Source organism: Phycisphaerae bacterium, assembly GCA_041652575.1.
In the GTDB taxonomy this organism is placed as follows: Bacteria; Planctomycetota; Phycisphaerae; order Sedimentisphaerales; family UBA12454; genus UBA12454.
The window spans coordinates 45,342-68,420 of sequence record JBAZHC010000001.1; the positions used below are offsets into that span (position 1 = coordinate 45,342).

The window sequence follows — 23,079 nt, forward strand, 5'->3', positions numbered from 1 at the left end:
GGATTTGTTTAATCCGGCTGCGAAAAATCGCACAGGACACTATCGGCAACTGACAGGGCGGATTTTGTAAGGCTCAGGCGATTGTCTTTGATTTGCAGGAGATTGACTTTCAGATTGTTTTCAATCGAAACTTTGAAAAGTTCAGAAATATCGAAGCCTGTTTTCTGTTTGTATTCAGCAAGGTCAATTCCTTTTATTAATCTTAAACCGAGCACGGCCGTTTGGCAGGCCTTTTCCTGCAGGCTTATTTCAAAAGTTTCCGCCACGGCGTCTTTTTGTATAATATATTTTTCTATGTCGTTTATATTTTCAATTCGCCGGTGTTCGATGTAACTGCAGGCAGCCGGGCCGATACCGATATAAAAATCATTCTTCCAATAAGTCAGATTGTGTTTGCATTCGAAGCCGGGTTTAGCGAAATTGGAAATTTCATAATGATTAAAACCGGCGCCGCCGAGAGTTTCTATGGCCGTTTCATACATTTGCCTGTCGGTTTCCTCATCGACGGTTTTTATCCTGCCGGAAGATTTGGACTTTTCCAGAGGCGTGTTTTTCTCGTAAGTAAGGCTATACGCGCTTATGTGCGTTACGTTCATTTCAACAGCTTTATCGAGATTTTGCCGCCAGCATTGCAAATCCGAGCCTCCTTCAGCTTCGCTCAGGACAGGGGGAAGGGCGAAAATCAAATCAATGCTGATGTTTTTAAAACCTGCCGCTTTGCAGGTCTCTATTGTTTTTTGTGCCTGCGCTGCTGAATACCCTCTGCCGAGAAATGCAAGCTCTTTGTCGCTGAAAGATTGAACGCCGATTGAGATGCGATTGACGCCAAGTTCGAAAAGACTTTTAATCAGTTTTTCGTCCGCATCGGCAGGGTTGACTTCGACGGTGAACTCGTCCGGTTTGCCGGTAAGAGTTAAAACCTTTTTCAAAAAACCACACAGCAGGTCATGCCCAATGCAGGATGGATTTCCGCCGCCGATGTATAAAGTTCGTACAGGTTTATCGACGGGGCTTTTTTCAAGCTCTGCAATCTCGGCGTCTAAAAGTTTTCCAACATCGTACTCCTGCGGAGATTTTGAGTAAAAGCCGCAGTAGCTGCATTTTCTTTTGCAGAAAGGAATATGGATATAAACGGCTTTTGGCAAATTATTATTCATAAAAAAGAAAAACCCCCGCCACAGGTGCGGGGGCTAAACATTTTTGGAAGGGTGAGTGACGGGGTTTGAACCCGCGACCCTTAGAACCACAATCTAATGCTCTGCCAGCTGAGCTACACCCACCATAAAGGGCAACCACAGGGGGGTTGCCCCTATATTTACATTTTAAATACAAGATTTAAAGTAATTATAAACTTTTACTGTCCGAAAAAACAATCAATTTTTAATTACGGCCTGGGCCGCTGCGAGTCTTGCAATCGGAACCCTGAAAGGCGAGCAGGAAACGTAGTCCATACCGACTTTATGGCAGAATTCAATACTTGCCGGGTCGCCGCCGTGTTCGCCGCAAATTCCGATTTCGAGAGTTTTGCGGGTTTTTCTGCCGCGTTCGATGGCGATTTTAATCAGTTCGCCGATACCAATCTGGTCGATACTCTGGAACGGGTCTCCCGGCAGAATGCCCTTGCCGATATAATCCGGGACGAAACCGCCGATATCGTCACGCGAGAAGCCGAAGCCCATCTGCGTCAGGTCGTTTGTGCCGAATGAGAAGAATTCTGCAACTTCAGCAATCTGACCTGCGACGAGAGCGGCACGCGGAATTTCAATCATCGTTCCGAACATATGACGAATTTTCTTAACACCTGTCTTTTTGCAGACCTCAGCGTACATATCTTTGGCCAGTTTCAGCTGGAATTCTATTTCCTTTACATCGCAGACGACCGGAATCATAATTTCCGGATACGGTTTTTTGCCGGTCTTTGTCAATTCGGCAGCGGCTTCAAAAATAGCCTTTATCTGCATTGTACTTACTTCTGGATAGGTAATGCCGAGCCTTACGCCGCGGTGTCCCATCATAGGGTTGGATTCGTGCAGAGAATCGGCACGCTTATTAAACTCGTCGGCGTTAATGCCGAGTTCTTTGGCAAGGGCTGCGCGTTTGTCGGCATCCTGCGGAACGAACTCATGCAGAGGCGGGTCGAGCAGTCTAATCACGACCGGCAGATTATCCATCGCTTCGAGCGTTGCCTTTATATCCTTTTTAACGAACGGATAAAGCTGGTCAAGAGCTTTTTGTCTTTCGGCTACGGAACCGCTCATAATCATCTTGCGGAGCAAAAACAGGGGCTGGTCCGCGCCTTTGCCGTAGAACATATGTTCTGTCCTGAAAAGGCCGATGCCCTCTGCGCCGAACTGTTTTGCGTTCATAGCATCTGCAGGTGTTTCAGCGTTGGTACGAATACCAAGTTTACGAATCTTATCGCAGATTTTCAGGAAGTCATTAAGCTCTTTATTTTTCGTTGAAGCGTCCATCATTGTCAGCTTGCCTTCGTAGAAAACGCCTTTTGTGCCGTTAAGCGTAATCCACTCGCCTTCGTTCATAACTTTACCGTCAACGTGAAGCTGTTTTTTTGCGTAATCGACTTCAATGGCGCTGCAGCCGACGATGCAGCATTTGCCCCAGCCGCGAGCAACCAGAGCGGCGTGACTTGTCATACCGCCGCGAGCGGTGAGAATTGCCTCTGCTGCACGCATGCCTTCAACGTCTTCGGGATTTGTTTCTTCACGAACGAGAATAACGTTCCTGCCCTGCTTTTTCCATTCGACTGCATCGACAGCATTGAAAACGATTTGGCCGCATGCGCCACCGGGACCTGCCGGCAGACCTTTTGCAAGTGCCTTGTGCGTTTTTTCCGCAATCGGGTCGATAATCGGGTGCAGCAGTTCATCGAGCTGAGCAGGCGTAACACGCATAACCGCCATTTCCGGCGTAATGAGTTTTTCCTTCAGCATATCGACAGCCATTTTAACCGCAGCCGGCCCGTTACGTTTGCCGACACGGCACTGCAGCATAAACAGCCTGTTGTTTTCAATAGTGAACTCTATGTCGAGCATATCGCGATAATGCTTTTCGAGTTTTTTCTGTATCGCGTCCAATTCCTTATAGGCTTTCGGCATTTTCTTTTCGAGCGAAACCTCTGTTTTGTTGTGTTCGCTTTTGGAGACTTCATTTATCGGGCCGGGTGTCCGGGTGCCTGCGACGACGTCTTCGCCCTGTGCGTTGACGAGGTATTCGCCATAGAATTTCTTTTCGCCATTGCCAGGGTCGCGAGTGAAAGCAACGCCAGTTGCGCTTGTTTGGCCTAAATTGCCGAATACCATCGACTGAACGTTAACCGCTGTGCCCCATTCATCGGGAATGTTTTCGATTCTTCTGTAGGAGATGGCTCTTTTACCGTTCCACGATGAGAACACAGCGTCGATGCCGCCCCAAAGCTGTTTATTGGCGTCATCAGGAAATTCTTTCTTAAGAACTTCCTTAATCTTCGCCTTGAATTTTGCGCAGAGACCCTTGAGGTCATCGGCGGTCATTTCAGTATCTGTCGTATAGCCTTTCTGCTTCTTGAGCTGGTCCATTATTCTGTCGAGCTGTTTGCGGATGCCCATATCATCGGCAGGTTCGATACCGGCTGCTTTTTCCATAACGACATCGCTGTACATCATCATCAATCTGCGATACGCGTCATAGACGAATCTTTCATCGCCGCTGAGAGCGACGAGGCCGGGAATAGTTTTTTCAGTAAGGCCGACGTTAAGAACGGTCTCCATCATACCGGGCATACTGCTTCGAGCGCCGCTGCGGACGGAAACGAGCAGAGGATTTTTCGGGTCGCCGAATTTTTTGCCCATTATCTGCTCGACTTTAGCCGTTGCCTTTTCGACATCGGCTTTAATGGTCGCAGGATATTTCTTTTTATTCTGATAAAAATAAGTGCAGACTTCTGTCGTGATAGTGAAGCCCGGAGGTACAGGCACGCCGAGGCTTGCCATCTCGGCAAGATTCGCTCCCTTGCCGCCGAGGAGTTCTTTCATCTTTGCGTTACCTTCGGCTTTTCCGCCGCCGAAAAAGTAAACCATTTTCTTAACATTGGCCATCTCTGTAAATCTCCTTAAATAAATATTTTCCGCTGTTGCGGATTTAAAAATAAAACATTTAGAAAAACACATTGGAAGCTAAATGAGGCGCATAAGTATAGGGATACGGCAAATGTATGTCAACCCTTTTCAGTATTTAAGAAGGGGCAAAAACCCAAAGTAGTGTTGTTTTGTCTTTTTAATGATTGACTAATATGTATATACATACATAATTGCTGTTTTAGTATGACTCCAAAAAGGCAAAATGAAGCATAACAGAACGCTATTATTTGTTTTACTGCTGTCGGCTTTATTGTTATCAGGCTGCGGGCCCGTCCGCCGTGCTGTTCCGGAGCGTCTGATTTCCAAAGCAGTTTTAACGGGAATGCCTCCCAATATCCGAGTTTTCGAAGAAGATTATGTGCCGAATATCGGGCAGCTTTCAGCGGATTCGAGTAGTTGCAATTTTTTAGCTATTTCCGGCGGCGGGGCCAACGGAGCTTTCGGCGCAGGAGTTTTGTGCGGCTGGACGGAAACCGGGGTCAGGCCGACTTTTCAGATTGTTACGGGAATCAGCACGGGGGCTTTGACGGCGCCACTGGCTTTTATCGGTTCTCAGTGTGATGAAGAGTTAAGGCGGATATACACCACAATTGAATCCAAAGACGTTTTTAATGTTAAGTCTTTGTTTGGCGTGCTGGGGATGTTGTGGCACGAATCGTATGCGGACACGAAACCTCTGGCTGATTTGATTGCGAAAACTTTTACGGACGAAAAACTTGCCGCCATCGCGAGGGAATATGCCAAAGGCCGGCGTCTTTATGTCGGGACAACTTATCTGGATGCTCAGCGTTTTATGATTTGGGATATGGGCGCGATTGCGTCCAGTAAAAATCCTAAAGCGCCTGCGTTGTTCAGAAAAGTTCTGCTTGCATCGGCGGCGTATCCGGGTGTTTTCCCGCCGGTCTATTTCGACGTCGAAGCCGAAGGCGAAAAATATGACGAAATGCACGTTGACGGAGGAGTCGTAACAGGCGTATTCAGCCATTTTAAGCCCTTCATGCCGGCGGAGAAAATGCCGGACAAACTTTGTAATATTTATATCATCAAAAACGGCAAAGTAACCGCTGAATACAAACAAGTGAAACGAAATTCTCTGAAGATATTGAACCGTTCCTTTTTGACGCTGATGAAAATGCAGACGTGGAACGATTTATACCGGATATACAATCTGGCCGAGGACGATAAAATCGGATTCAACTATATGTGCATTCCGGGCGATTATGTACCCGGCAGCAGGAAAATATTCGATAAAATTGAAATGAAAAAACTTTTCGATATGGGGTTCGAGATGGGCAAAGCCGGCGATAAATGGAAAAAGACGCTGGCTATAGATTAACTTGCCTGAGCGAGTCTTTTGGCTTTCTTTAAACTTAGCAGGCCGCTGTAAACCGTAATGAAAAGCGCAAACAAATAAGTAATGGTGGTAAACCAGTAACCCCAATATGCTGTCTGGACGTGAGCCATTTTTACAACAACTGTGCCGACGGCGAAAGCCTGCACGCTCATCTTGAGTTTTCCGCTTAGAGTGGCGGGGAATTTGATTCCTTTTGCTTCGCACCACTGCCGCAGAATTGTAACAGCCGCCTCTCTTGCGATAATGATTCCCACAAAGCTCCACTGAATTACGGAATTCTGAAGTTTTGTAAAACCGAAAAGTTTCGGCTGGCCGATGATTGCGAAGACAACGAATGCGCCGCAGATGAGAACTTTGTCGGCGAGGGGGTCGACTATTCTTCCGAATTTGCTGGCGACATTGAGTTTCCTGGCGGCGTAACCGTCAAACATATCAGTAAGGCCGGCAATGACAAAAATTATAAAGGCATAATCAAGATAACCGGGAAACGACATGTCCCTGTCGGCAGGCAGGGAAGGTTCACGAAAAATCATCACAAGGAAAATAACGGCCAGTACGAGTCTGCCGCCTGTCAGGATGTTTGGAATCTGCTTTAGCATATTCAAAAAGATATAGAATACTGAAAGAAAAATCAAATCTTTTCCGCAAGCAGGTCGTAATCTTTAAAGCCTGTAATTTTCGCCTTTACAAAGCTGCCGGGCGGGTCGGTACAGTTATCGACGAAGCAAATACTGTCAATATGGGGGGACTGGCCGTAGAATCGGCCCAGGGTCTGTCCCTCGGAACCATTTTCATCAATCAGACATTCGATAACCTGACCCTGACGGGCTTTATTTTTCTCAAAGGCTATCTGCTGCTGAACAAACATAAGCTGCTGCTGTCTGTCTTCCTTGATATTATGCGGTACCCGGCCGGACAATTCCGCGGCCTTTGTACCCTGTTCAGGCCAGAATGTAAAGCAACCGAGGGCGTCAAAACGAGCCCATTTTGCAAACTCGACAAGCTCGGCAAATTGCTTTTCAGTCTCGCCGGGGAAGCCGACAATTACAGTTGTTCTCAGTACGACGTCAGGAATGTTTTTTCGCAGTTTTTCGATAAGGGCGGCGATTTTCTCCTTCGTATCTGGCCGGTGCATCGCTTTTAATATTTCATTGCTAATATGCTGAATCGGCATATCTATATAATGTGTGATTTTTTTGCTCTGTGCGATAGTTTCGATGAGCCGGTCGGTAATGCCGGACGGATTAAGGTACATCGGCCTAATCCATTTTAGCTTTTCGATTTTTTCGAGTTCGCCGATGATTTTTACAAGACCGTCTTTTTCGCCGAGGTCTTTTCCCCAGTTTGCGCTGTCCTGGGCGATTATGGAAAGTTCCCTAACTCCGGACTCGGCAAGCTGGTTTGCTTCCGCAACAATGTCATTCAGCGGCTTGCTTCGGAATTTTCCTTTTATAGAAGGGATTGTGCAGAATGAGCAGGTCCTGTCACAGCCTTCGCTTATTCTCAGGTATGCCCAGTGCGAAGGAGTTATCAAAAGCCTGTCGGCGTCTTTTTGAATCGTATTTACCCAGTTGGCGGGGCTGCCGTAAAATTTTGGTCTATCATCGCCGAAAAGATTTTCAATTACACCTGCGATATTATCTCTTGCGCCGAGACAAACAACGGCGTCTATTTTCGGGAATTGTTCGAGAAGTTTTTCCTTCAATCTTTCCGGCAGACAGCCTGCGACAACGACTTTTTTGATTTTTCCTTTACGTTTTTTGGCAAGGGTCTGGTTTATGACTTCAGCGGCTTCATCAACGGCGGGTTTTATGAATCCGCAGGTATTGATTACCACAACATCGGCACTGTCGGCATCGTAGTCGATTATGAACCCTGCCTCGGCGATGAGCGCAAGCATCTTTTCCGAATCGACGATATTTTTCGGGCAGCCCAGCGCGATAAAGCCTACCGTAACAGGTTTCCGGTTGTTTTTATTTATTGTAGACACAATCGGGTTTCTTTCTTATATAAAAGACGTATTATATTTATTTGTGTAAAAAAAGCCATGAATGAATTTCAGACAGCGAAAAGGAAAAGGTTTAGAAAGCTTATAGGACTTAATTTAACGGTGTTGTAATTTACAACAATTCGTTTATTTGTAAACGACAAAAGAACCGTAAAATATCAGAAGCAGCAGTGTCACGATACAGCTTAAAATTGTAATTTTTCAGCAATTTTCCGTTTTTTTCGCAGTTTAAATTTGACTTATTCTTCGAAATGTACAATATAATACAACAATACATTTAAACCGGTCATTACTTACAGAAAAAGCGAATCATGTACCACATTCGACCTGGCAAAATTGAAATAAAATGCCTGATAATTCTGTACTTTCTCTGCGCAGTTTTTTTAAGCGGCTGTGGAGAAGTATTTAACGATAAGCCGGGAGAACTCGAAGCCAGGGCAACGCTAAGCGACATAAGTCAAATCAGGGCCAATCCGAGCGTCAACAATCCTCTTCCCACTATGTACCTTCAACCGCCCCAAAGAGTAAAAGTAGCAGACGGCGTGAAAGTATTCTATTTCACTCGACAGCAGCCTGCGGCTCAGATGGCGACTATCGTTACCAATCAGCTTGGTTACAAGGTAACTGCAAATGATGCCACCAATCAGCTTGTTATCCATTGTGCCGGCGACCAGGAAGCTGATAAGGCTCTCGAATTTTTGAAAGCCATCGATTTATCTCCCATCCAGGTCAATATAGACTGTATGATTGTCGAACTTTACGCTGATAAGACAATGGACAGGGAAACAACCGTAGAAATTGAAGACCTGTTCGGCGAAAAACTTACTTTGAGCGGTAAAAGGGACAGCTTAGGCGCTTTGCTGCCCAGTTTTCCGGGTGCTTCCATTCGTGAAACCAAGCGTTCTACTTTCGGCATGGGCGTTGGTTACTCGAGCAGCAAGATAAATATTCTGGTCGATATGCTCGTCTCAAGAGGGTATCTGAAAATCCTGATGAATCCTACCATTGAGACAGTAAATGGCAAAAAAGCCAAGATTATTTCGAGAGACGACGTTCCTATCGAGAAAATCGTTACGCAAAATAATGTATTGCCGTATTCCATTACGGAGTATCAGTGGGTCGAGGACTCTCTTGAAGTTACTCCGCACGTTTTCGCGGACGGTTCGGTGGGTCTTAGCACAGAAATAAAAATCGGTTCGAGCACCAAACCCAAAGGTGTCGTTCAGGCCTCTGTTATCACAGAACGGTCTATTATTGTTGAAGAAAACCGGATAAGACCCGGCAACAGTCTAATCATAGGCGGTATTAGAAGAACCGAAAAACGCGATGTGCTTCGCGGCGCTCCGTTTTTCAAGGACCTTCCGCTTGTCGGTATGCTGTTTTCGAGCCGGGATTTTGAAGAGTCAGGCACAGAGCTTGTTTTCATTCTTACGCCAAGCATTTCTTCCGGCGGAATGGAATATGCGAGAATGCTTGAAATGGTACAGGAAAAACAGGCTACACCCAAATATGACGCCGGACTGGGAGAAGTTCTGACCGATCCGTTCGGCGACAAGGCCTATACCGAACACGTCAAACAAAAAGCTGCTGAGGCAACGACGGAGAAGGCCAGGATTGAGGCCGAAGCCGCAAAAACTTCCGCCGAAGCTGAAAAAACAAAAATTGAATCTGAACAGGCGATGGCCGAAGCGGCAAACGCGGTAGCCCAGGCCGAAAAAGCAAAGGCTGATGCTGCCATGGAAAAAGCCAAGGCTGAAAAGCTCCAGAATGAATCTGAAAAAGCACAGGCCGAGGCTGAAAAAGCCAAAGCCGAAGCCGAGAACGCAAGGGCCCAGGCTGAAAAGGCAAAAGCCGAAGCTGATGCCGACAAAATGGAAACAGAAAAAATCAAGGCTCAGGCTGAAGAGGCACAGGCCAGGGCGGCAAAGGCTCAGGCCGAGGCCGAACAGGCAAAAGCCGAATCGGACAGCGTAAAGGCACAGGCCGAAAAGGCAAAAGCCCAGGCCGACCAGGCGCAAGCCGAAGCTGACAAGACAAAAGCGGAAGCCGAAAAGGCAAGGGCTCAGGCCGAACAGTCGCAGGCGGAAGCTGACAAAGCAAAGGCTGATGCCGACAGGGAAAAAGCCGAAGCTGAAAAAGCCAAACAGGAAGCTAATCGGAAAGACCCGTGTTCTCCTCAGAATCCGAATCAGAGTCCTAATAAGTCTAAAACTAAAAAATAAGCTTTATTACACCTTTTTAAAAGCAAGAGTGAAGGTTTCTCTTTTTTCTTTCAGATACTTTCTTTCGTAATTTGTACCCACCAGTTCGTTTTCTTTCGCGCCGGCAGGTTTGGTGAATTCAACAGGTTTTAATTTTCCAGTGAAACCTTCGAAAACATTCTGCATCCACTGGAAGTAATCTTTGTGGTCGGTGGCGATATTAATCAGGCCGTGTTTTTTCAGGCATCGAATCATTTGCGTGACATTTTCCGCGGAGATGAACCTTCTTTTATGATGCGACCTCTTCGGCCATGGGTCGGGGAAATAGATATGAAAGCATTCGACGGATTTATCGGCGATGTGTTCAGACAAAAAAAGGGCTGCCTCAGTTCGTATTACGCGAACATTCCCTACAGCCCTTCGCCCAATTCTATCTACGGTGTATTTATAGAATTTGTTCGCCCATTCTATGCCAAAAAAGTTTATCTGCGGGAAAGCAATTGCCTGATTAACGAGGAAAGTGCCTCTGCCGAAGCCGATTTCGATGTGCAGGGGCGCAGAATGTCGGAAAACGTCCGAAAAATCGATTTTGCCCCGTACGTCTTCCTCCGGCAAGGCGATATCGTGATATTCTTTTAGCGGTTTTTTAGCCATGAAAGAACCATTCTCTGCTTTTTTTTAAATTATTTCAACAGATTGATTTTTTACGCCAAACTATAATTAAGTCAAGTTTTAAAATAAACGATACAGATTTTGTGAAACTATCATGCCGCCAGTTGCGTAAGAACTAATGGAAATAAGAATGTTTATTCGGACTTAAGGCTATGATAAGGCCAATAAAATTACGAAGAAAACGAGTGCTGATTGATGTCGATACGCAGAAAGACTTCATGATAGCAAGCGGCTCAGCCTGTATAAAAAACCATCGCAGGGTTCTGATGAATATCAGGAGAGCATACGCCTGGGCAAGAACAAAGCATATCAGGGTTGTTTCAACCGCGCTGTGCAAAGAGCGAAGAAACGGCGACAACCTTTGTATAATGGGTTCTGACGGCCAGAAAAAGATTTCATATACCCTCCGCAATAAAAGATTTGTATTCGAAGCGGATAATTCCACGGACCTGTCAAGAGACCTGTTTGTACGTTTCGACCAGATAATACTGAACAAAAGATGCGAAAATCCGTTCGATGAACCACGGGCCGAAAGACTGCTTACAGAGCTTAGAGCCGATGAGTTTGTCGTAATCGGCGCTATTGCCGAAGGCGCGGTAGCGTCAACAGTTCTCGGTCTTTTGCAGAGAGGAAAAAGAGTGGTCGTTCTTACCGACGCGATTGGCGTGCTCGACAGGAACGCGGCGGATATCGCGTTTCGAAAAATGAAGGCAAAGGGAGCGATTCTGGCGGAAACCAAAAACATAGCCGGGGCAACTCATCTTCGCACCGCAGGCGTATGCGACTGCAAACTCTGCAAGGCCTCTGAAAAAGAGGAAAAGCTCCAGACGCAAATTGCGTAACAAACACGAAATTCTATTTTTCTGCTTCTACAATTACCTCCTAATATCAGGCATTTCTGCTCTTGTATTTTAATATTTACCTGCCATGCTGGCAGGGGGGAAAAATCTGACCTGCAATTTTGCCAGTAAGAAAAAATAAAAAAAGGTTCCTGACACCTTTTAATTCATTTATTTATAATGAGTTAGAATCGCAAAAGCAATCCTTCCCGGCAATGGCACATTATTTGCTTCTTTACAGTCTATATATTGTTACGGACACTTTATGGCCATAGAAAATATAAAGGTGCTTATTAACGGTTCCGACTGGGCCTGGCCGGATGCGGTCAGACAGATATTCAGAGACCGTTCCGTAGAGCTGCTGATGGTCAGGCAGGCCGATGAGGCCCTGAATGTTCTCCAGCAGAGACGAATTCATACGGCCATTGTCGATATGAATTCGAAAATGCTCAGCGGCCTTGGAATGATAAGAATTATCCGCAGCAATTTTCCGCTGCTGCCGTGCATCCTTCTGGCCGAGGACGCAGAAGAAAAACTGCTTACCGCGGCGCTGGAATTAGATGTGTTTAGCGTGATGAATAAGCCGGTGGATATTGCATTGCTGCAAAATCAGCTTCACAGGCTTTTTGTCAAAAGATATAACAGTAATTTGTTTAACAGTTGAAAGGAATTAGGAAATGAAAATCAGACCATTGGCCGACAAGGTGCTTGTCGAACGTATCGAGGCGGAAAGCAAAACTGCCGGCGGAATAGTTCTTCCGGATTCAGCGAAGGAAAGGCCGCAGCGCGGCAAGATAATCAGCACAGGCGAAGGGAAACTGCTCGAAGACGGCTCAAGAAGCCAGATGCAGGTTAAAAAGGGCGATGAAGTGCTCTTTACAAGTTATGCCGGCACAGAAGTAAAACTCGACGGCAAAGAGTATATGATTATGGACGAAACAGATATCATGGCAGTTATTGAGAAATAGCCACTAAGGCACAAAGGCACAAATAATTAAAATCAAAAAATATAGAAATAGGAGTTTGTAAAATGGCAGCAAAAAAAATCGCATACAATACCGAGGCTCGCGAAGCAATCCGTCAGGGCATTAAGAAGCTCGCCCAGGCGGTAAAGGTTACGCTGGGTCCGTGCGGCAGGAATGTCGTTCTTGAAAAATCGTTCGGTTCGCCGACCGTTACAAAAGACGGCGTTTCGGTCGCCAAGGAAATCGAACTCGAAGATTCTTATGAGAATATGGGCGCCCAGATGGTCAAGGAAGTCGCAAGCAAGACAAGCACAGTCGCAGGCGACGGCACAACCACGGCGACAATTCTTGCCGAGGCTATTTTCGAGGAAGGCCTTAAGAATATTACCGCCGGTGCAAACCCGATGCAAGTAAAACGCGGCATTGATATGGCCGTTGAGAAAATTATCGACGAGCTCAAAAAAATGAGCACAAAAATCGAATCGAGTAAGCAAATCGAACAGGTCGCTACATGCTCGGCAAATCAGGACGCTGAAATCGGCAAGACAATGGCTCAGGCAATGGATAAGGTCGGCAAAGACGGCGTTATCACTGTCGAGGAAGGCCAGAGCCTTGAAACCGTTGTCGAGCTTGTCGAAGGTATGCAGTTTGACAAAGGATACATCAGTCCGCACTTTATCAATAACTACGATGATATGGCCTGCGTACTCGAAAAACCTTACATTCTCATTCACGAAAAGAAAATCAGCTCTATCAAATCGCTTGTTCCGCTGCTTGAAAAAATCGCCAAAGCCGGCAGGCCTCTTTTGATTATCGCTGAAGACCTCGAAGGCGAAGCTCTTGCGACTTTGGTTGTAAATAAACTTCGCGGCGTTCTGCAGTGCGCAGCGGTAAAAGCACCGGGATTCGGCGACAGAAGAAAAGCTATGCTCGGCGACATCGGCATATTGACCGGCGGCGAGCCTGTGTTTGAAGACCTCGGCATTGATATCGAGCATGTTGAACTGGCCCAGCTCGGTCAGGCCAAACGCGTTACAATCGACAAGGAAAACACAACGATTGTCGAAGGCGCAGGCAGCACCGAAGCTATCAAAGGCAGAATCGAACAGATTAAAAAGGAAATCGAATCCACTACAAGTGATTACGATATCGAAAAACTTCAGGAAAGACTTGCGAAACTTTCAGGCGGAGTCGCACAGATTAACGTAGGCGCCGCGACCGAAGCGGAAATGAAAGAGAAAAAAGCCCGCGTTGAAGACGCTCTCCACGCTTGCAGGGCGGCTGTCGAGGAAGGTATTCTGCCCGGCGGCGGAGTCGCTATGCTGCGGACATTGAAAGCTCTCGATAAGCTAAAGGCAAAAGACGACGAGAGAATCGGCGTTGACATCGTAAAGAGAGCAATCGTTGCCCCAATCAAGCAGATTGCGTTAAACGCAGGACTTGACGGTTCAATCGTCGCCCAGAAAGTTATGGAAAGCAGCGATGTGAACTTCGGTTATGACGCGATGAGAAAAGAATACGGCAATATGATTGATTTCGGCGTCATCGTTCCGACAAAAGTAGAACGCATTGCTCTGCAGAATGGAGCTTCAATCGCTTCACTGCTGCTGACAACCGATGCCATTGTGAGTGAAATTCCTGAAAAGAAGGAAGCTCCTCCAATGCCACCGCACGGCGGCGGAATGTACTAACAAAAATCGAAGGGCAGGCCTGAAAAACCTGCCCTTTTCCTTTTAGGAAAGGAATAAAATGTTTTTTAACTTTTATTCGAGTTCGTTCAATCAGGTTTCAAGAGGATTTGCAAAAGGTCTTTTTATTACCGGCCTTTTGCTCATCGGCTTCGGAATACTGGTCTGGATTTTTAAGGAAGTTCTCGCGATCATAGCCGCGGCGATTTTTATGATTGCCGGTGCCGGATGTTGTTTTAATGCTCTCAGAATATTTTTCGGCACAATGGGATCGGGGGAAAAGGACAATGACGGCAGAAGCGACAATGTCAAAATCCGTATCGAATAATATAATCAGATATTAGCCTTTTGAAGTTTGTCTAAAATAGAACTCATCACTTTATTAATTTTATCGAAACGTGATGTATCAGACAGCATCTCCTTTTCGCCTTGAACATATTTGTCACCGTTTAGCTCGTTTGAAAAGTTATCAATCAAATCTTTTGCCGAGTTAAGCGTTGTTTCCAGATGGAACTGGAAGCCGACAACCCGATTATCAATTATAAAACCCTGATTTTTTGTGGCCTCGCTTGAAGCGAGGCGAACCGCACCAGCCGGCAAATCGAAAGTGTCGCCGTGCCAGTGAAACGCATCCATTCGCCAGGCGAAACAATCCGTCAGGATAGTATTTTTAGCGTTTTTTGTCGGTATCAAATCGAACCAGCCTATTTCCTTATATTTATTTTTATAGACCTTTGCGCCGAGACTTGCCGCTATTAACTGCGCGCCGAGGCAAACCCCGATAACGACTTTACCGGAGTCGATTGCTTTTTTGATAAATTGTTTTTCGCCCGTCAGCCAGCCGAATTCGGCGTCATCGTTTGCGCTCATCGCTCCGCCCATAATTATGAGCCAGTCGAAACTATTAATATCCGGCAAAGGCTGATTGAGATAAAAATGTGTAGATGTCGATGGAATATTTTTCTGCCGAAAGTATTCTCCCATACTTCCAAGCCCTTCGAATGGCAGGTGTTGAAACCAGTGTACTTTCATAATTTATTCCTTTATTAAATCACGGTGCCAGTGCTCTGCATTTGTCGGGATTTTGCCGGCAAGAATATCAGCCAGGCAATCTGTCGCCTGTCCCGCATCGTTACATGGTTTATCGAAAAATGTCCCGTCCTTATTTCTTCGCCAGTCGGCCGAGCCTTCGCCGCTGTGATTAACAATCACATAATCGTAATCGCAGGCGACCTTAATTTCATTTATTGCGTCGCCGATTCGCTGCCGCATATCGGCAAGCCAGAGGCGGTCAATCGTCCTGCCGTGAAATTCGGCTCTTTGATACTGCTTGAACATCATCAGCGCTCTAACTGCGTATGGGACATCATTAAAAGCCGGTATTTCTTCGCAGCTCAGCGGCGACAAAAAAACCCTTTTGATTTCAACGCCGGCAAGATAGGCGGATTTTATAATTTTTTGTGCCATCGTGTAATATGATTCCATCAGCACCGCTTCGGTCGGGGCATTGATGATTTTATCGAGATCGATAACCTGGGCGAATCCGTGGCAGTAATCAACGACGAAACGCGGATTATTTTTTAGTGTTTCAATTTCCGTCATTGTCCGCCAACACTCGGGATTGTTCCAGACGACAAGCTCATCGGGACGGGGCTTGTCGTAGCGGGACTCTTTGCTTTTTATTACAGCGACCTGTATGAATTTTATTTCCGGCCGGAATTTTCTCACCGCCGCGGTCAGTGGACTTTTGCCGACACAGCTCGGACCGGATAAAATAATTAAACGCTTTTTCATTTAACTCCATCAAATTTCTGAGATATTGGTTATATTGTTTAAGAACGGTTTAGCAAGATTTTTCATTGACTGGTGTTAATTCCAGTGATTCTGCGTTTTCTTCTTTAAGGTTAAGGTTGAGCTTGAGGACTGACAATATGGCAATATAGGGAAGTGACAGCAGGTTTGTGTCAAACAGGATTATTCTTATTTGGTTTGTATCATAAACCCGAAAAGGTGGTTTTTTAAGGAAAACTATGTTGTTTTTTTTAAACATTTTTTAAGATTTATATTTCCCAAAGCTTTAGCACCTATAAAAACATTAAATTTAATACTGTAATAGATTTATATGATGTCAAAACACAACGCCGTGATAAAGTTTATCACAGACTTGTCATCTATTAATATGACCTTTATTGTGTTAACTTTTTCTATAATCGAGTGTTGTGGAAATAAAGTTATCGGTCCATCTAATTGGTAAAATTCTGGCACAGGCTTTGCTTAGTATATAGATACTTTATACTTTGCAGGGTGGGCTCGGCTTCGATTCCTGGAGGAGGAGAAGTTAGAAAAGCCCGCCTCTAAGCGCAACCAGGACCAAAAATATAAAAATTAGGGACCTGTTTAAATATTGCGTTCTATGGAGCTGGCCAGGAGGAGGCAGCTCCATTTCTTTTGCGCAAATTTAGCTGCCTAAAAAACCGCTAAAGGACTTACCCAAAACAGTAAAAGTCAGGATTGCATAATTCGGTGCATATTTTGTCAAAATACCCAATTCTTCCCTGCTGAAAATCAGGAAAAAACAGGTTTTTAATATACTGGTTTGTGTGGTAAAATAATTACCGGCTTTGAAATCTAACCAGGAAAGAATTTACCGGCAGAGAAGTTTAAAATAAAAGGCTTATGCTATGAAAACGCAATGTCCGAATTGTAAGTCAAAATTCAGCGTCAGCGAGACAAGCATTGGCAAACAAGCCAAATGTCCCAAATGTTCTAACCCCTTTATTATCGAGGCATTTGCAGAGCCGCCCACGGCCGTTGAAGCTTCCTCAAAGAGTACCAAGCCTGTAGAACCCCCCGTTAAAACAGAAGCACCGGCAGCAGTACCGCCGATAAATAAGGAAAAACCTGAACCAAAGCCGGCATCAAAAACAGCGTTTTCAAAAACAGTGTTTGTATATGGCTGGGCAATCGTGCGGATTATCGCGGGGGTATTGGGCGTTTTGGGTTTAATGATGGCAATACGAAAAGAAGCACGTTCGACTTTGATACAAACTTTCGCCGCTGCGGATGTTTTCCTCATACTTGGTGTTGTAATTGAATTGGTATTATATTACAGAATGTGGGCCGTTATCCAGGATGAGTATGTGTCCGTCTCTCCCGTCAAAGCAATCCTGTTTTTGTTCATTCCTGGTTTTAATATTTACTGGATGTTGAGCATGCTCATCGGATTTGCGGAAGATTACAACGACTTTATTCAGGGGCGTTCGATAAAGATTAAGGAACTGCCGGTGATGCTGTTTGTAATATATGCGTTTTCGTCGATATTAACCGCGATTGTCGTAACGGTTCCTATGCTTTGCGTATTTGTAGTTGTCGGCCGTATATATGGCGCTTTTACTCATTATACTCAGGCCGCGTGGGCGCTATTCTTTTTTATTGCCGCGGCGTCAATGGTGCATTTCATCACGTACATATTGGTTTCGATAAAGACATGCGACGTGCTAAACGCCTTGACGGGTGAATTAGCAAAAAGCAAGTAACCTGAAAGAAGCGACAAAAACAGTGAAGGAAAAATGGGCGATACTGGACTCGAACCAGTGACCCGCTGATTAAGAATCAGCTGCTCTACCAACTGAGCTAATCGCCCTGCAAAAGGCGATACTTTATATTCATTAGCCAAATATTGCAAGAGGATTAACCGCAGCCTTAATAAACCCTTGAAAATACAGCCAAAAATCAGCATTTTTACATCAATACTATATCAGACTTTTATTATCCTTTAATTTGGCAGAATTTTTTTTACAAAAACATCCGATAAAAATCCCCCTTAAATCTTGAAAATCCGAATTTTAAAAAATTTTCACGAGATTGGTTATTTTATCCAAATATTCTATTTTATCTATTTTAACATTGTCGATAAAATAATAGTTGGTTGGACCAACATGTTGTGACTAAATCGCATCACGGCGAGTTATTTTAACAAAGGGAGTTGATATTATGACACAGACGTTAGAGACAGTAGTAGAGAATCGCAGGTTTAATCGTACTCAACTTAGCTGGCCGGTAAGCCTTTGGCTGCCCGATGCAAACAGGTTCTTCAACGGCAAAACCGTTAATGTGGCAAAAGGCGGCGTTTTGCTGTCTCTGCCGATGGCGGCACCTGTAAGGCCGGGACACGTTGTGGAAATCAATTTCCCGCGTACAATGAGCCTTGCACAGAAAAAAGGACAGTTCGCCCGGATAAAGACCGGAAAGGTTATAAGGGTACAGCGCGAGTCAATCACAAGCGACGCCACAATCGGCGTAGCTGTTCAGTTTGCCTAATCGGCGAAACTGTATATTCCCGCTTATTCTGACCGTGGGCTGATTTATCGGTGTAAATCGTCAGCCCTTTGCGGCCCGGAACCGCTTAATTGCTGTAAATCCTTTTTATTAAAAGGATTACCTATCTCTTATTTCAGATAAGAATTTGCTTTACATAGATACCCTAAGTTTCTATAATACGCCCCTTCAATTTTGGTTAAAGTTTCATAAATACCGGAGATAATTAGATGTACGCAGTAATAGAACAGGGCGGTAAGCAATATAGGGTTCAGCAGGGCGATGTAATTAAGATAGAACTTACGGATATTGCTCCCGATGCAAAGACAATAGAAATAGACAAAGTGCTGCTCGTAGGTGAAGGTAAGGACGCAAAGATAGGTGCACCGTATGTCGAGGGCGCCAAGGTTACAGGCAGGTTTGCCGATACCGCCGGCGATTCGATTGTAAAAGGCAAAAAATTATATCCGACCAATTTTACAAGGCGTAAAGCAAGTAAAAGACGTATCGGCCATCGTCAGAAATATATGGAACTGACAATAGAGAAGATTAAAGCTTAATTATTTTTTAATCGCTGATTACACTGATTTTATTAAAAAAACAAAAGGGCGAGTTTGATACTCGACCTTTTTTGCATTAGCAAAGTTTTAAATTATCTACCAAATTTTCGCAAAACCAAGCCGCAGAGAGTCAACAAGAGAATTATCATCGTAAAATGAGCAGTTGACGAGCATAATTTAAGGTTTATAATAGTCAGGCATGGGAAAGGCTGAAATAAAAGAAAAACTGGCTGAAGCGCTAAAAAATTGTCCGCATCGTGAGACTATAAAATCACTTGCTATTTTCGGCTCTTATGCCAGGGGGACCGCCAAAAAGGACAGCGACCTTGACGTGCTTATAGAGCTTGTGCCAAAATCAGGAATAGGCTTCTTCGAGTTATTTGACATACAGGAATCGCTCGAGGCTAATGTGGGGATTCATATAGATTTGCTTACGCCGCAGGCAATCAGCAAGTACTTCAGGGACAAGGTTCTTGCTGATGCGGAGTATGTTTATGAAGGATGATAAAATCTATCTGCGGCATATTATTGATGCGATTGACAGAGCAGATTCCTATATCGAAGACACGACTTATGATGATTTCATCTTAAATGATATGATGGTGGCCGCTATTGTGCGGGAACTTGAGATAATCGGCGAAGCAGCAGGACATCTGAGCGAATCATTTCGTAAAAAGCACAGCAGTGTCCAATGGCGGAAAATTGTTGCGATGAGAAATCATCTCATCCACGAATATTTCGGCGTAAATACCGAAGTAGTGTGATCAACTTGTCAAAATAACCTGCCTAAATTAAAAATAGTTATCCTGAAAGTTTTGGAAGAATAGCTTTTATATGAAACATATAAAAGGGCGAGTTTATTCTCGCCCTTTTTGTATTTGCTGAAAAAATTATTTTCCAAATCTTCGTAAAATCAATCCACTAAATCGACGCTGATTAACACCGCTTTTTTTAGACACGGATTAACACCGATTTACACTGTTATTTTTTTCTTCTCAAAACAAATCCGCCGAGAGAAAATAAAATCAAAGTTGCCGGTTCGGGAATTTCATATTCAACAACATATCCAGGCTGAATTTTATCCATGGGAATATCATTCCACTTCTCAGGCCAATAAAGAACCACCAGTTTTAACTGGTGGTTCTTTATTGTCTGCTGCGATATCAGCATCAATCCAATTTATACCTTCAGTGACATTTATTGCTTCGTAATAGTGATTATTTCCACCACTGGAGATAGTCCATTGCATCGGTGTAGCTATACATACAGAGGCAATACATAGAAAAACAATAAAAACACAAACAACCTTTTTCATTTTCTTCTCCCTTCAAAAAAATTGTTAAATGTGGATTCCAGTTTTCACAGGAATGACAAATAAACCATTGCTGTACCGGCGACGGCTAAGCAAAGGCGCAAAAAAATTCTACAGTGCAATTAAGATGAATCGATGGAATGTTTCATTTCCTCTTCCTCATAAAAAAGACCTCTATATTTTATCTCGATTTTCTCTATCCAGTATAGGGGGTGGGGTAAAAGTGTCAAGGGGAAAATGAGAGCAAAAGTAAAAAGTGCATAAGGCCATAAGAAATAAGGAAATAGAGAAGTAAGAAAAAAATGAAAAATTTATATTACGGTGTAAATCGGTGTTCCGACTTTGCTAAAGCTGCGTCCGACAAGTAATCCGTGCCCACCCTGTGAGATGCCGCTTCGGCTATCTCATCGGGGTCTAAAAAATAAAACAATTTTCTCTGTGGTCTCTGTGTTCTCTGTGGCTTATTTTTCACCTAAATAAATTTCCATACCGCAGCCTGCTCTGCGAAGCGCTGTACCGTCTGGCGAAGCAGAGTTTTCGCATAGAAATTTGACTTCATATTCCCTGCCGTCCTCATCCTGTAAAATTAATGGCTCAGCATTTGTACTGCCGCCGGTATGCTGACAAAGATTCAGCTCTTTCCTGAGACAATATTTTGTCGTCATAACTTTTTGCCCCATCATATTCAGGCCGGCTTCGGCGGCAAGTTCGATGGTCTCAACGCCATGGCGATAATAAAAAGCCTGAGCCTTTGAGTTCAGCGCATTGCCGGTAAAACTTAAATGCTTTTGATAAAAAGGAACGCTGTTCTTAGAGATGTTTATAATCTGACGCGGGCGATTTTTTTGGCGTTCTTTTAATAAATTCTCGACAAGCTGCCGCCGGGCCTCGTTTAACTGAGAAGCAGGCACAAAATACATATCCTGCGTTTCAATTTTCAGGTCGGAACATTCGAAAATAGTATTTCCAAGCCGGGTCAATTGATTATGAAAGGCCTCTTTAGCAGTTTCTTTCTTCACGGCCGGTTTTTTCTCGCCGGCGATTTCTGTTTGCGCGGTGTTTCCGTCTTCATCCGTGCCGGTTATAACCAGTCCGGCTTGCGTTTCCTGTACTGTTATGGATAGTTTGATTTTTCGTTCCGCAGGGCAGGCCATAAGTTTGTCGGCAAACTGGTGGTCGAAATTGCGATAGATTTTCTGCCCGGCGTGAATCTCATTCACTTTTTGCGGATATACCTTATTGCCTTCGACGCCGTTAACTGTCGTTCCGGACAAATTCTGCTTATAGTCGAAAAAGCAAATGCCGTCGCCGTTGTGCAATTCCTGACGACTGTCGATAATAAAAAATGTTTTTTCAATTTTTTTCACGGTGCCTATGAATTCGCCGACGGATTTGGGTGTGTCAATCGAGCCGAGTTTCGAACTTTTACCCGCAAGGCCGTAATCGGTAAAGCCGCGATTGAAAGTTTTCTCCAGGTTAGGCTCGAAATCGAATCGCACCGAGCCTGAGGAGTTTTTCTGAAGCTTTTTCTTTTCGAGGATTGCGTCTAATTTCTGGCGGTAGAAACTTACGGCGTTGACGACATAAGGAATATCTTTGAGCCGGCCTTCGATTTTAAATGCGTTGACCCCGGCGTCAATCAGTTCCTCCAGATGTTCGGAAAGATTGAGGTCTTTCAGCGACAGCAGGTATCGGTCTTCGACAATTATTTTGCCGGTCGTGTCTTTAAGACGGTACAGTCTTCTGCACGGCTGGGCGCATTGTCCGCGGTTGCCGCTTCGTCTGCCGATAGCGTGGCTCATATAGCACTGTCCGCTTGCGCTGACGCAAAGTGAACCGTGAACGAAACATTCCAGCTCGATAGATGTTTGGCTGCGAATCTGCTTAATCTCATCGAGCGTTAATTCGCGAGCTAAAATCGCCCGGCTGAACCCGACATCCTGCAGAAATTTGACTCGTTCGGCAGTGCTGTTATTCATCTGCGTACTGGCAATGATGGGAATCGGCGGCAAATCAAGTTCGAGCAGGCCGGTATCCTGAATAATCAAGCCATCAACTCCGGCTTTGTATAGTTGATGAATCATCTTTTCCGCGACCGGCAGTTCATCGTCGTACAGCAGGATATTAAGCGTTACATAAACTTTCGCGTAAAACTGGTGCGCGAAATCGGCGACTTTCTGTATATCCGCGATTGTATTTCCTGCCGCCTGGCGTGCGCCGAATCGTTCAGCGCCGATATAGACGGCGTCTGCGCCGCATTGAATCGCCGCTATCGCGGTTGAAGCGTCTTTTGCAGGAGCTAATAATTCTATTTTTCTTGTTGTCATTTGGATTGCATCGGATTGAAACGCGCAGCTATTGTGCCTTTACAGTATGAGACTTTATCATTTCTTCGGCGTTGTTGCGCCAGCCGGCAGGGCCGTTATCGGTAAAATATTCGAACGATGTATCGCCGGCAAGTTCGCCAAGCAGCGCCTTGCGCCGGGCCGAATCGGGCATTGTTTCCATAACATATTTTCTGATGGATTCGAGTTCCGTCAGAAATTCGCCGTGTTTTTCCGTGAAAATATCCTCGAGCTTTTTTCTTATATGACCTGCGTAAGCGGGGAAATCGCCTTCGGTGCAGATGGCAATCTGCAAATCATCTCTTCTGACCACTGCGGGAACGAAGAAATCGCAAAGCTCCGGGTCGTCGGCCACGTTGCAGAATATCTCAAGCTGCTGGCAGTCGTTGTAAATCTGTTCGTTTAGTTTCCTGCTGTTGGTCGCGGCGAATACGATTGTTGCGCCGACGAGATAATCTTTTGAATATTTTGCTTCCACAAATTCGGTATTTGTGCTTTTACATCTTGTTTCGAGCGTATCGTCGATATTTTCAGCGACGACAACCACGCGGGCCTGGGCCTGCAGGAGTCCGAGGACTTTCCTTGCGGCGACGGCACCTCCGCCTATAACCACTGCGCGCTTCGATTTCAGGTTTAAAAAAATGGGGTATTTCATAGCGGCACATATAATAGCATCTTTTTC

The 23,079-nt window shown here is 44.9% G+C and carries 22 protein-coding genes and 2 tRNA genes; 12 read left to right on the forward strand and 12 right to left on the reverse strand.

Translation table 11 applies throughout. The annotated features are described in order from the left end of the window. Positions 1 to 8: 8 nt before the first annotated feature. The 3 genes from hemW to ppdK form a co-directional block, all read right to left on the reverse strand. Positions 9 to 1,157 carry a radical SAM family heme chaperone HemW gene (gene hemW, locus WC496_00210; protein ID MFA5291436.1) on the reverse strand — a complete coding sequence of 383 codons (1,149 nt, stop codon included), beginning with the start codon at positions 1,155 to 1,157 and terminating at the stop codon, positions 9 to 11. A 50-nt stretch (positions 1,158 to 1,207) separates the two neighbouring features. Then, positions 1,208 to 1,280, reverse strand: a tRNA-His gene (locus tag WC496_00215). 93 nt (positions 1,281 to 1,373) lie between these two features. After that, positions 1,374 to 4,094, reverse strand: coding sequence for a pyruvate, phosphate dikinase (ppdK, locus tag WC496_00220; protein ID MFA5291437.1), 2,721 nt, complete (start codon positions 4,092 to 4,094; stop codon positions 1,374 to 1,376). A 244-nt stretch (positions 4,095 to 4,338) separates the two neighbouring features. Here ppdK and WC496_00225 point away from each other — a divergent pair, with 244 nt between their 5' ends. Continuing rightward, positions 4,339 to 5,472: a patatin-like phospholipase family protein gene (locus WC496_00225; protein MFA5291438.1), complete on the forward strand. Its 1,134-nt coding sequence runs from the start codon at positions 4,339 to 4,341 to the stop codon at positions 5,470 to 5,472. Here the strand turns inward: WC496_00225 and WC496_00230 are convergent. After that, a complete protein-coding gene (locus WC496_00230; protein ID MFA5291439.1) occupies positions 5,469 to 6,125 on the reverse strand; it encodes a CDP-alcohol phosphatidyltransferase family protein in 657 nt (218 codons plus the stop codon). The genes WC496_00225 and WC496_00230 overlap by 4 nt on opposite strands. Then, positions 6,122 to 7,480: a 30S ribosomal protein S12 methylthiotransferase RimO gene (gene rimO / locus WC496_00235; protein ID MFA5291440.1), complete on the reverse strand. Its 1,359-nt coding sequence runs from the start codon at positions 7,478 to 7,480 to the stop codon at positions 6,122 to 6,124. The genes WC496_00230 and rimO overlap by 4 nt, the downstream gene beginning before the upstream one ends. Positions 7,481 to 7,809: 329 nt before the next feature. On the opposite strand from rimO, the gene WC496_00240 reads away from it, so the two are divergent. After that, entirely contained in the window at positions 7,810 to 9,720 is a 1,911-nt protein-coding gene (locus WC496_00240) for a hypothetical protein (GenBank protein MFA5291441.1), read from the forward strand. 6 nt (positions 9,721 to 9,726) lie between these two features. Here the strand turns inward: WC496_00240 and trmB are convergent, their stop codons facing one another. Next, a complete protein-coding gene (trmB, locus tag WC496_00245; protein ID MFA5291442.1) occupies positions 9,727 to 10,353 on the reverse strand; it encodes a tRNA (guanosine(46)-N7)-methyltransferase TrmB in 627 nt (208 codons plus the stop codon). Between the two features lie 170 nt (positions 10,354 to 10,523). Between trmB and WC496_00250 the strand changes: the two genes are divergently transcribed. From WC496_00250 to WC496_00270, 5 genes are all read left to right on the forward strand, one after another. Beyond that, positions 10,524 to 11,213, forward strand: a complete 690-nt coding sequence (locus WC496_00250; protein MFA5291443.1) for an isochorismatase family protein — start codon at positions 10,524 to 10,526, stop codon at positions 11,211 to 11,213. 262 nt (positions 11,214 to 11,475) lie between these two features. After that, entirely contained in the window at positions 11,476 to 11,874 is a 399-nt protein-coding gene (locus WC496_00255) for a response regulator (protein MFA5291444.1), read from the forward strand. 13 nt (positions 11,875 to 11,887) lie between these two features. Next, entirely contained in the window at positions 11,888 to 12,178 is a 291-nt protein-coding gene (gene groES / locus WC496_00260) for a co-chaperone GroES (GenBank protein MFA5291445.1), read from the forward strand. A 62-nt stretch (positions 12,179 to 12,240) separates the two neighbouring features. Next, positions 12,241 to 13,866 carry a chaperonin GroEL gene (gene groL, locus WC496_00265; protein MFA5291446.1) on the forward strand — a complete coding sequence of 542 codons (1,626 nt, stop codon included), beginning with the start codon at positions 12,241 to 12,243 and terminating at the stop codon, positions 13,864 to 13,866. A gap of 58 nt (positions 13,867 to 13,924) precedes the next feature. Beyond that, entirely contained in the window at positions 13,925 to 14,191 is a 267-nt protein-coding gene (locus WC496_00270) for a hypothetical protein (protein ID MFA5291447.1), read from the forward strand. Positions 14,192 to 14,196: 5 nt separating this feature from the next. Here WC496_00270 and WC496_00275 read toward each other — a convergent pair whose 3' ends face one another. After that, positions 14,197 to 14,895: a type 1 glutamine amidotransferase gene (locus WC496_00275; protein ID MFA5291448.1), complete on the reverse strand. Its 699-nt coding sequence runs from the start codon at positions 14,893 to 14,895 to the stop codon at positions 14,197 to 14,199. Positions 14,896 to 14,898: 3 nt separating this feature from the next. Next, positions 14,899 to 15,657, reverse strand: a complete 759-nt coding sequence (locus WC496_00280; protein ID MFA5291449.1) for a hypothetical protein — start codon at positions 15,655 to 15,657, stop codon at positions 14,899 to 14,901. Between the two features lie 887 nt (positions 15,658 to 16,544). On the opposite strand from WC496_00280, the gene WC496_00285 reads away from it, so the two are divergent. Beyond that, on the forward strand, positions 16,545 to 17,399 hold the full coding sequence (locus tag WC496_00285; GenBank protein MFA5291450.1) for an MJ0042-type zinc finger domain-containing protein: 855 nt from the start codon (positions 16,545 to 16,547) through the stop codon (positions 17,397 to 17,399). 34 nt (positions 17,400 to 17,433) lie between these two features. Here WC496_00285 and WC496_00290 read toward each other — a convergent pair. After that, a tRNA-Lys gene (locus WC496_00290) sits at positions 17,434 to 17,506 on the reverse strand. 350 nt (positions 17,507 to 17,856) lie between these two features. Here WC496_00290 and WC496_00295 point away from each other — a divergent pair. The 4 genes from WC496_00295 (at position 17,857) to WC496_00310 (ending at position 19,504) form a co-directional block, all read left to right on the forward strand. Beyond that, positions 17,857 to 18,183 (forward strand): PilZ domain-containing protein, encoded by a 327-nt coding sequence (locus WC496_00295; GenBank protein MFA5291451.1) that lies wholly within the window; start codon positions 17,857 to 17,859, stop codon positions 18,181 to 18,183. Between the two features lie 227 nt (positions 18,184 to 18,410). Continuing rightward, positions 18,411 to 18,740: a 50S ribosomal protein L21 gene (rplU, locus tag WC496_00300; protein ID MFA5291452.1), complete on the forward strand. Its 330-nt coding sequence runs from the start codon at positions 18,411 to 18,413 to the stop codon at positions 18,738 to 18,740. Between the two features lie 199 nt (positions 18,741 to 18,939). Beyond that, on the forward strand, positions 18,940 to 19,245 hold the full coding sequence (locus WC496_00305; GenBank protein MFA5291453.1) for a nucleotidyltransferase family protein: 306 nt from the start codon (positions 18,940 to 18,942) through the stop codon (positions 19,243 to 19,245). Further along, on the forward strand, positions 19,235 to 19,504 hold the full coding sequence (locus tag WC496_00310; protein MFA5291454.1) for a DUF86 domain-containing protein: 270 nt from the start codon (positions 19,235 to 19,237) through the stop codon (positions 19,502 to 19,504). The genes WC496_00305 and WC496_00310 overlap by 11 nt, the downstream gene beginning before the upstream one ends. Positions 19,505 to 19,845: 341 nt before the next feature. Here the strand turns inward: WC496_00310 and WC496_00315 are convergent, their stop codons facing one another. The 3 genes from WC496_00315 to WC496_00325 form a co-directional block, all read right to left on the reverse strand. Next, on the reverse strand, positions 19,846 to 20,055 hold the full coding sequence (locus tag WC496_00315) for a hypothetical protein (protein MFA5291455.1): 210 nt from the start codon (positions 20,053 to 20,055) through the stop codon (positions 19,846 to 19,848). A 458-nt stretch (positions 20,056 to 20,513) separates the two neighbouring features. Further along, entirely contained in the window at positions 20,514 to 22,379 is a 1,866-nt protein-coding gene (locus tag WC496_00320; protein ID MFA5291456.1) for a U32 family peptidase, read from the reverse strand. Between the two features lie 28 nt (positions 22,380 to 22,407). Continuing rightward, positions 22,408 to 23,052 carry a bifunctional precorrin-2 dehydrogenase/sirohydrochlorin ferrochelatase gene (locus WC496_00325; GenBank protein ID MFA5291457.1) on the reverse strand — a complete coding sequence of 215 codons (645 nt, stop codon included), beginning with the start codon at positions 23,050 to 23,052 and terminating at the stop codon, positions 22,408 to 22,410. Between the last annotated feature and the right edge of the window lie 27 nt (positions 23,053 to 23,079).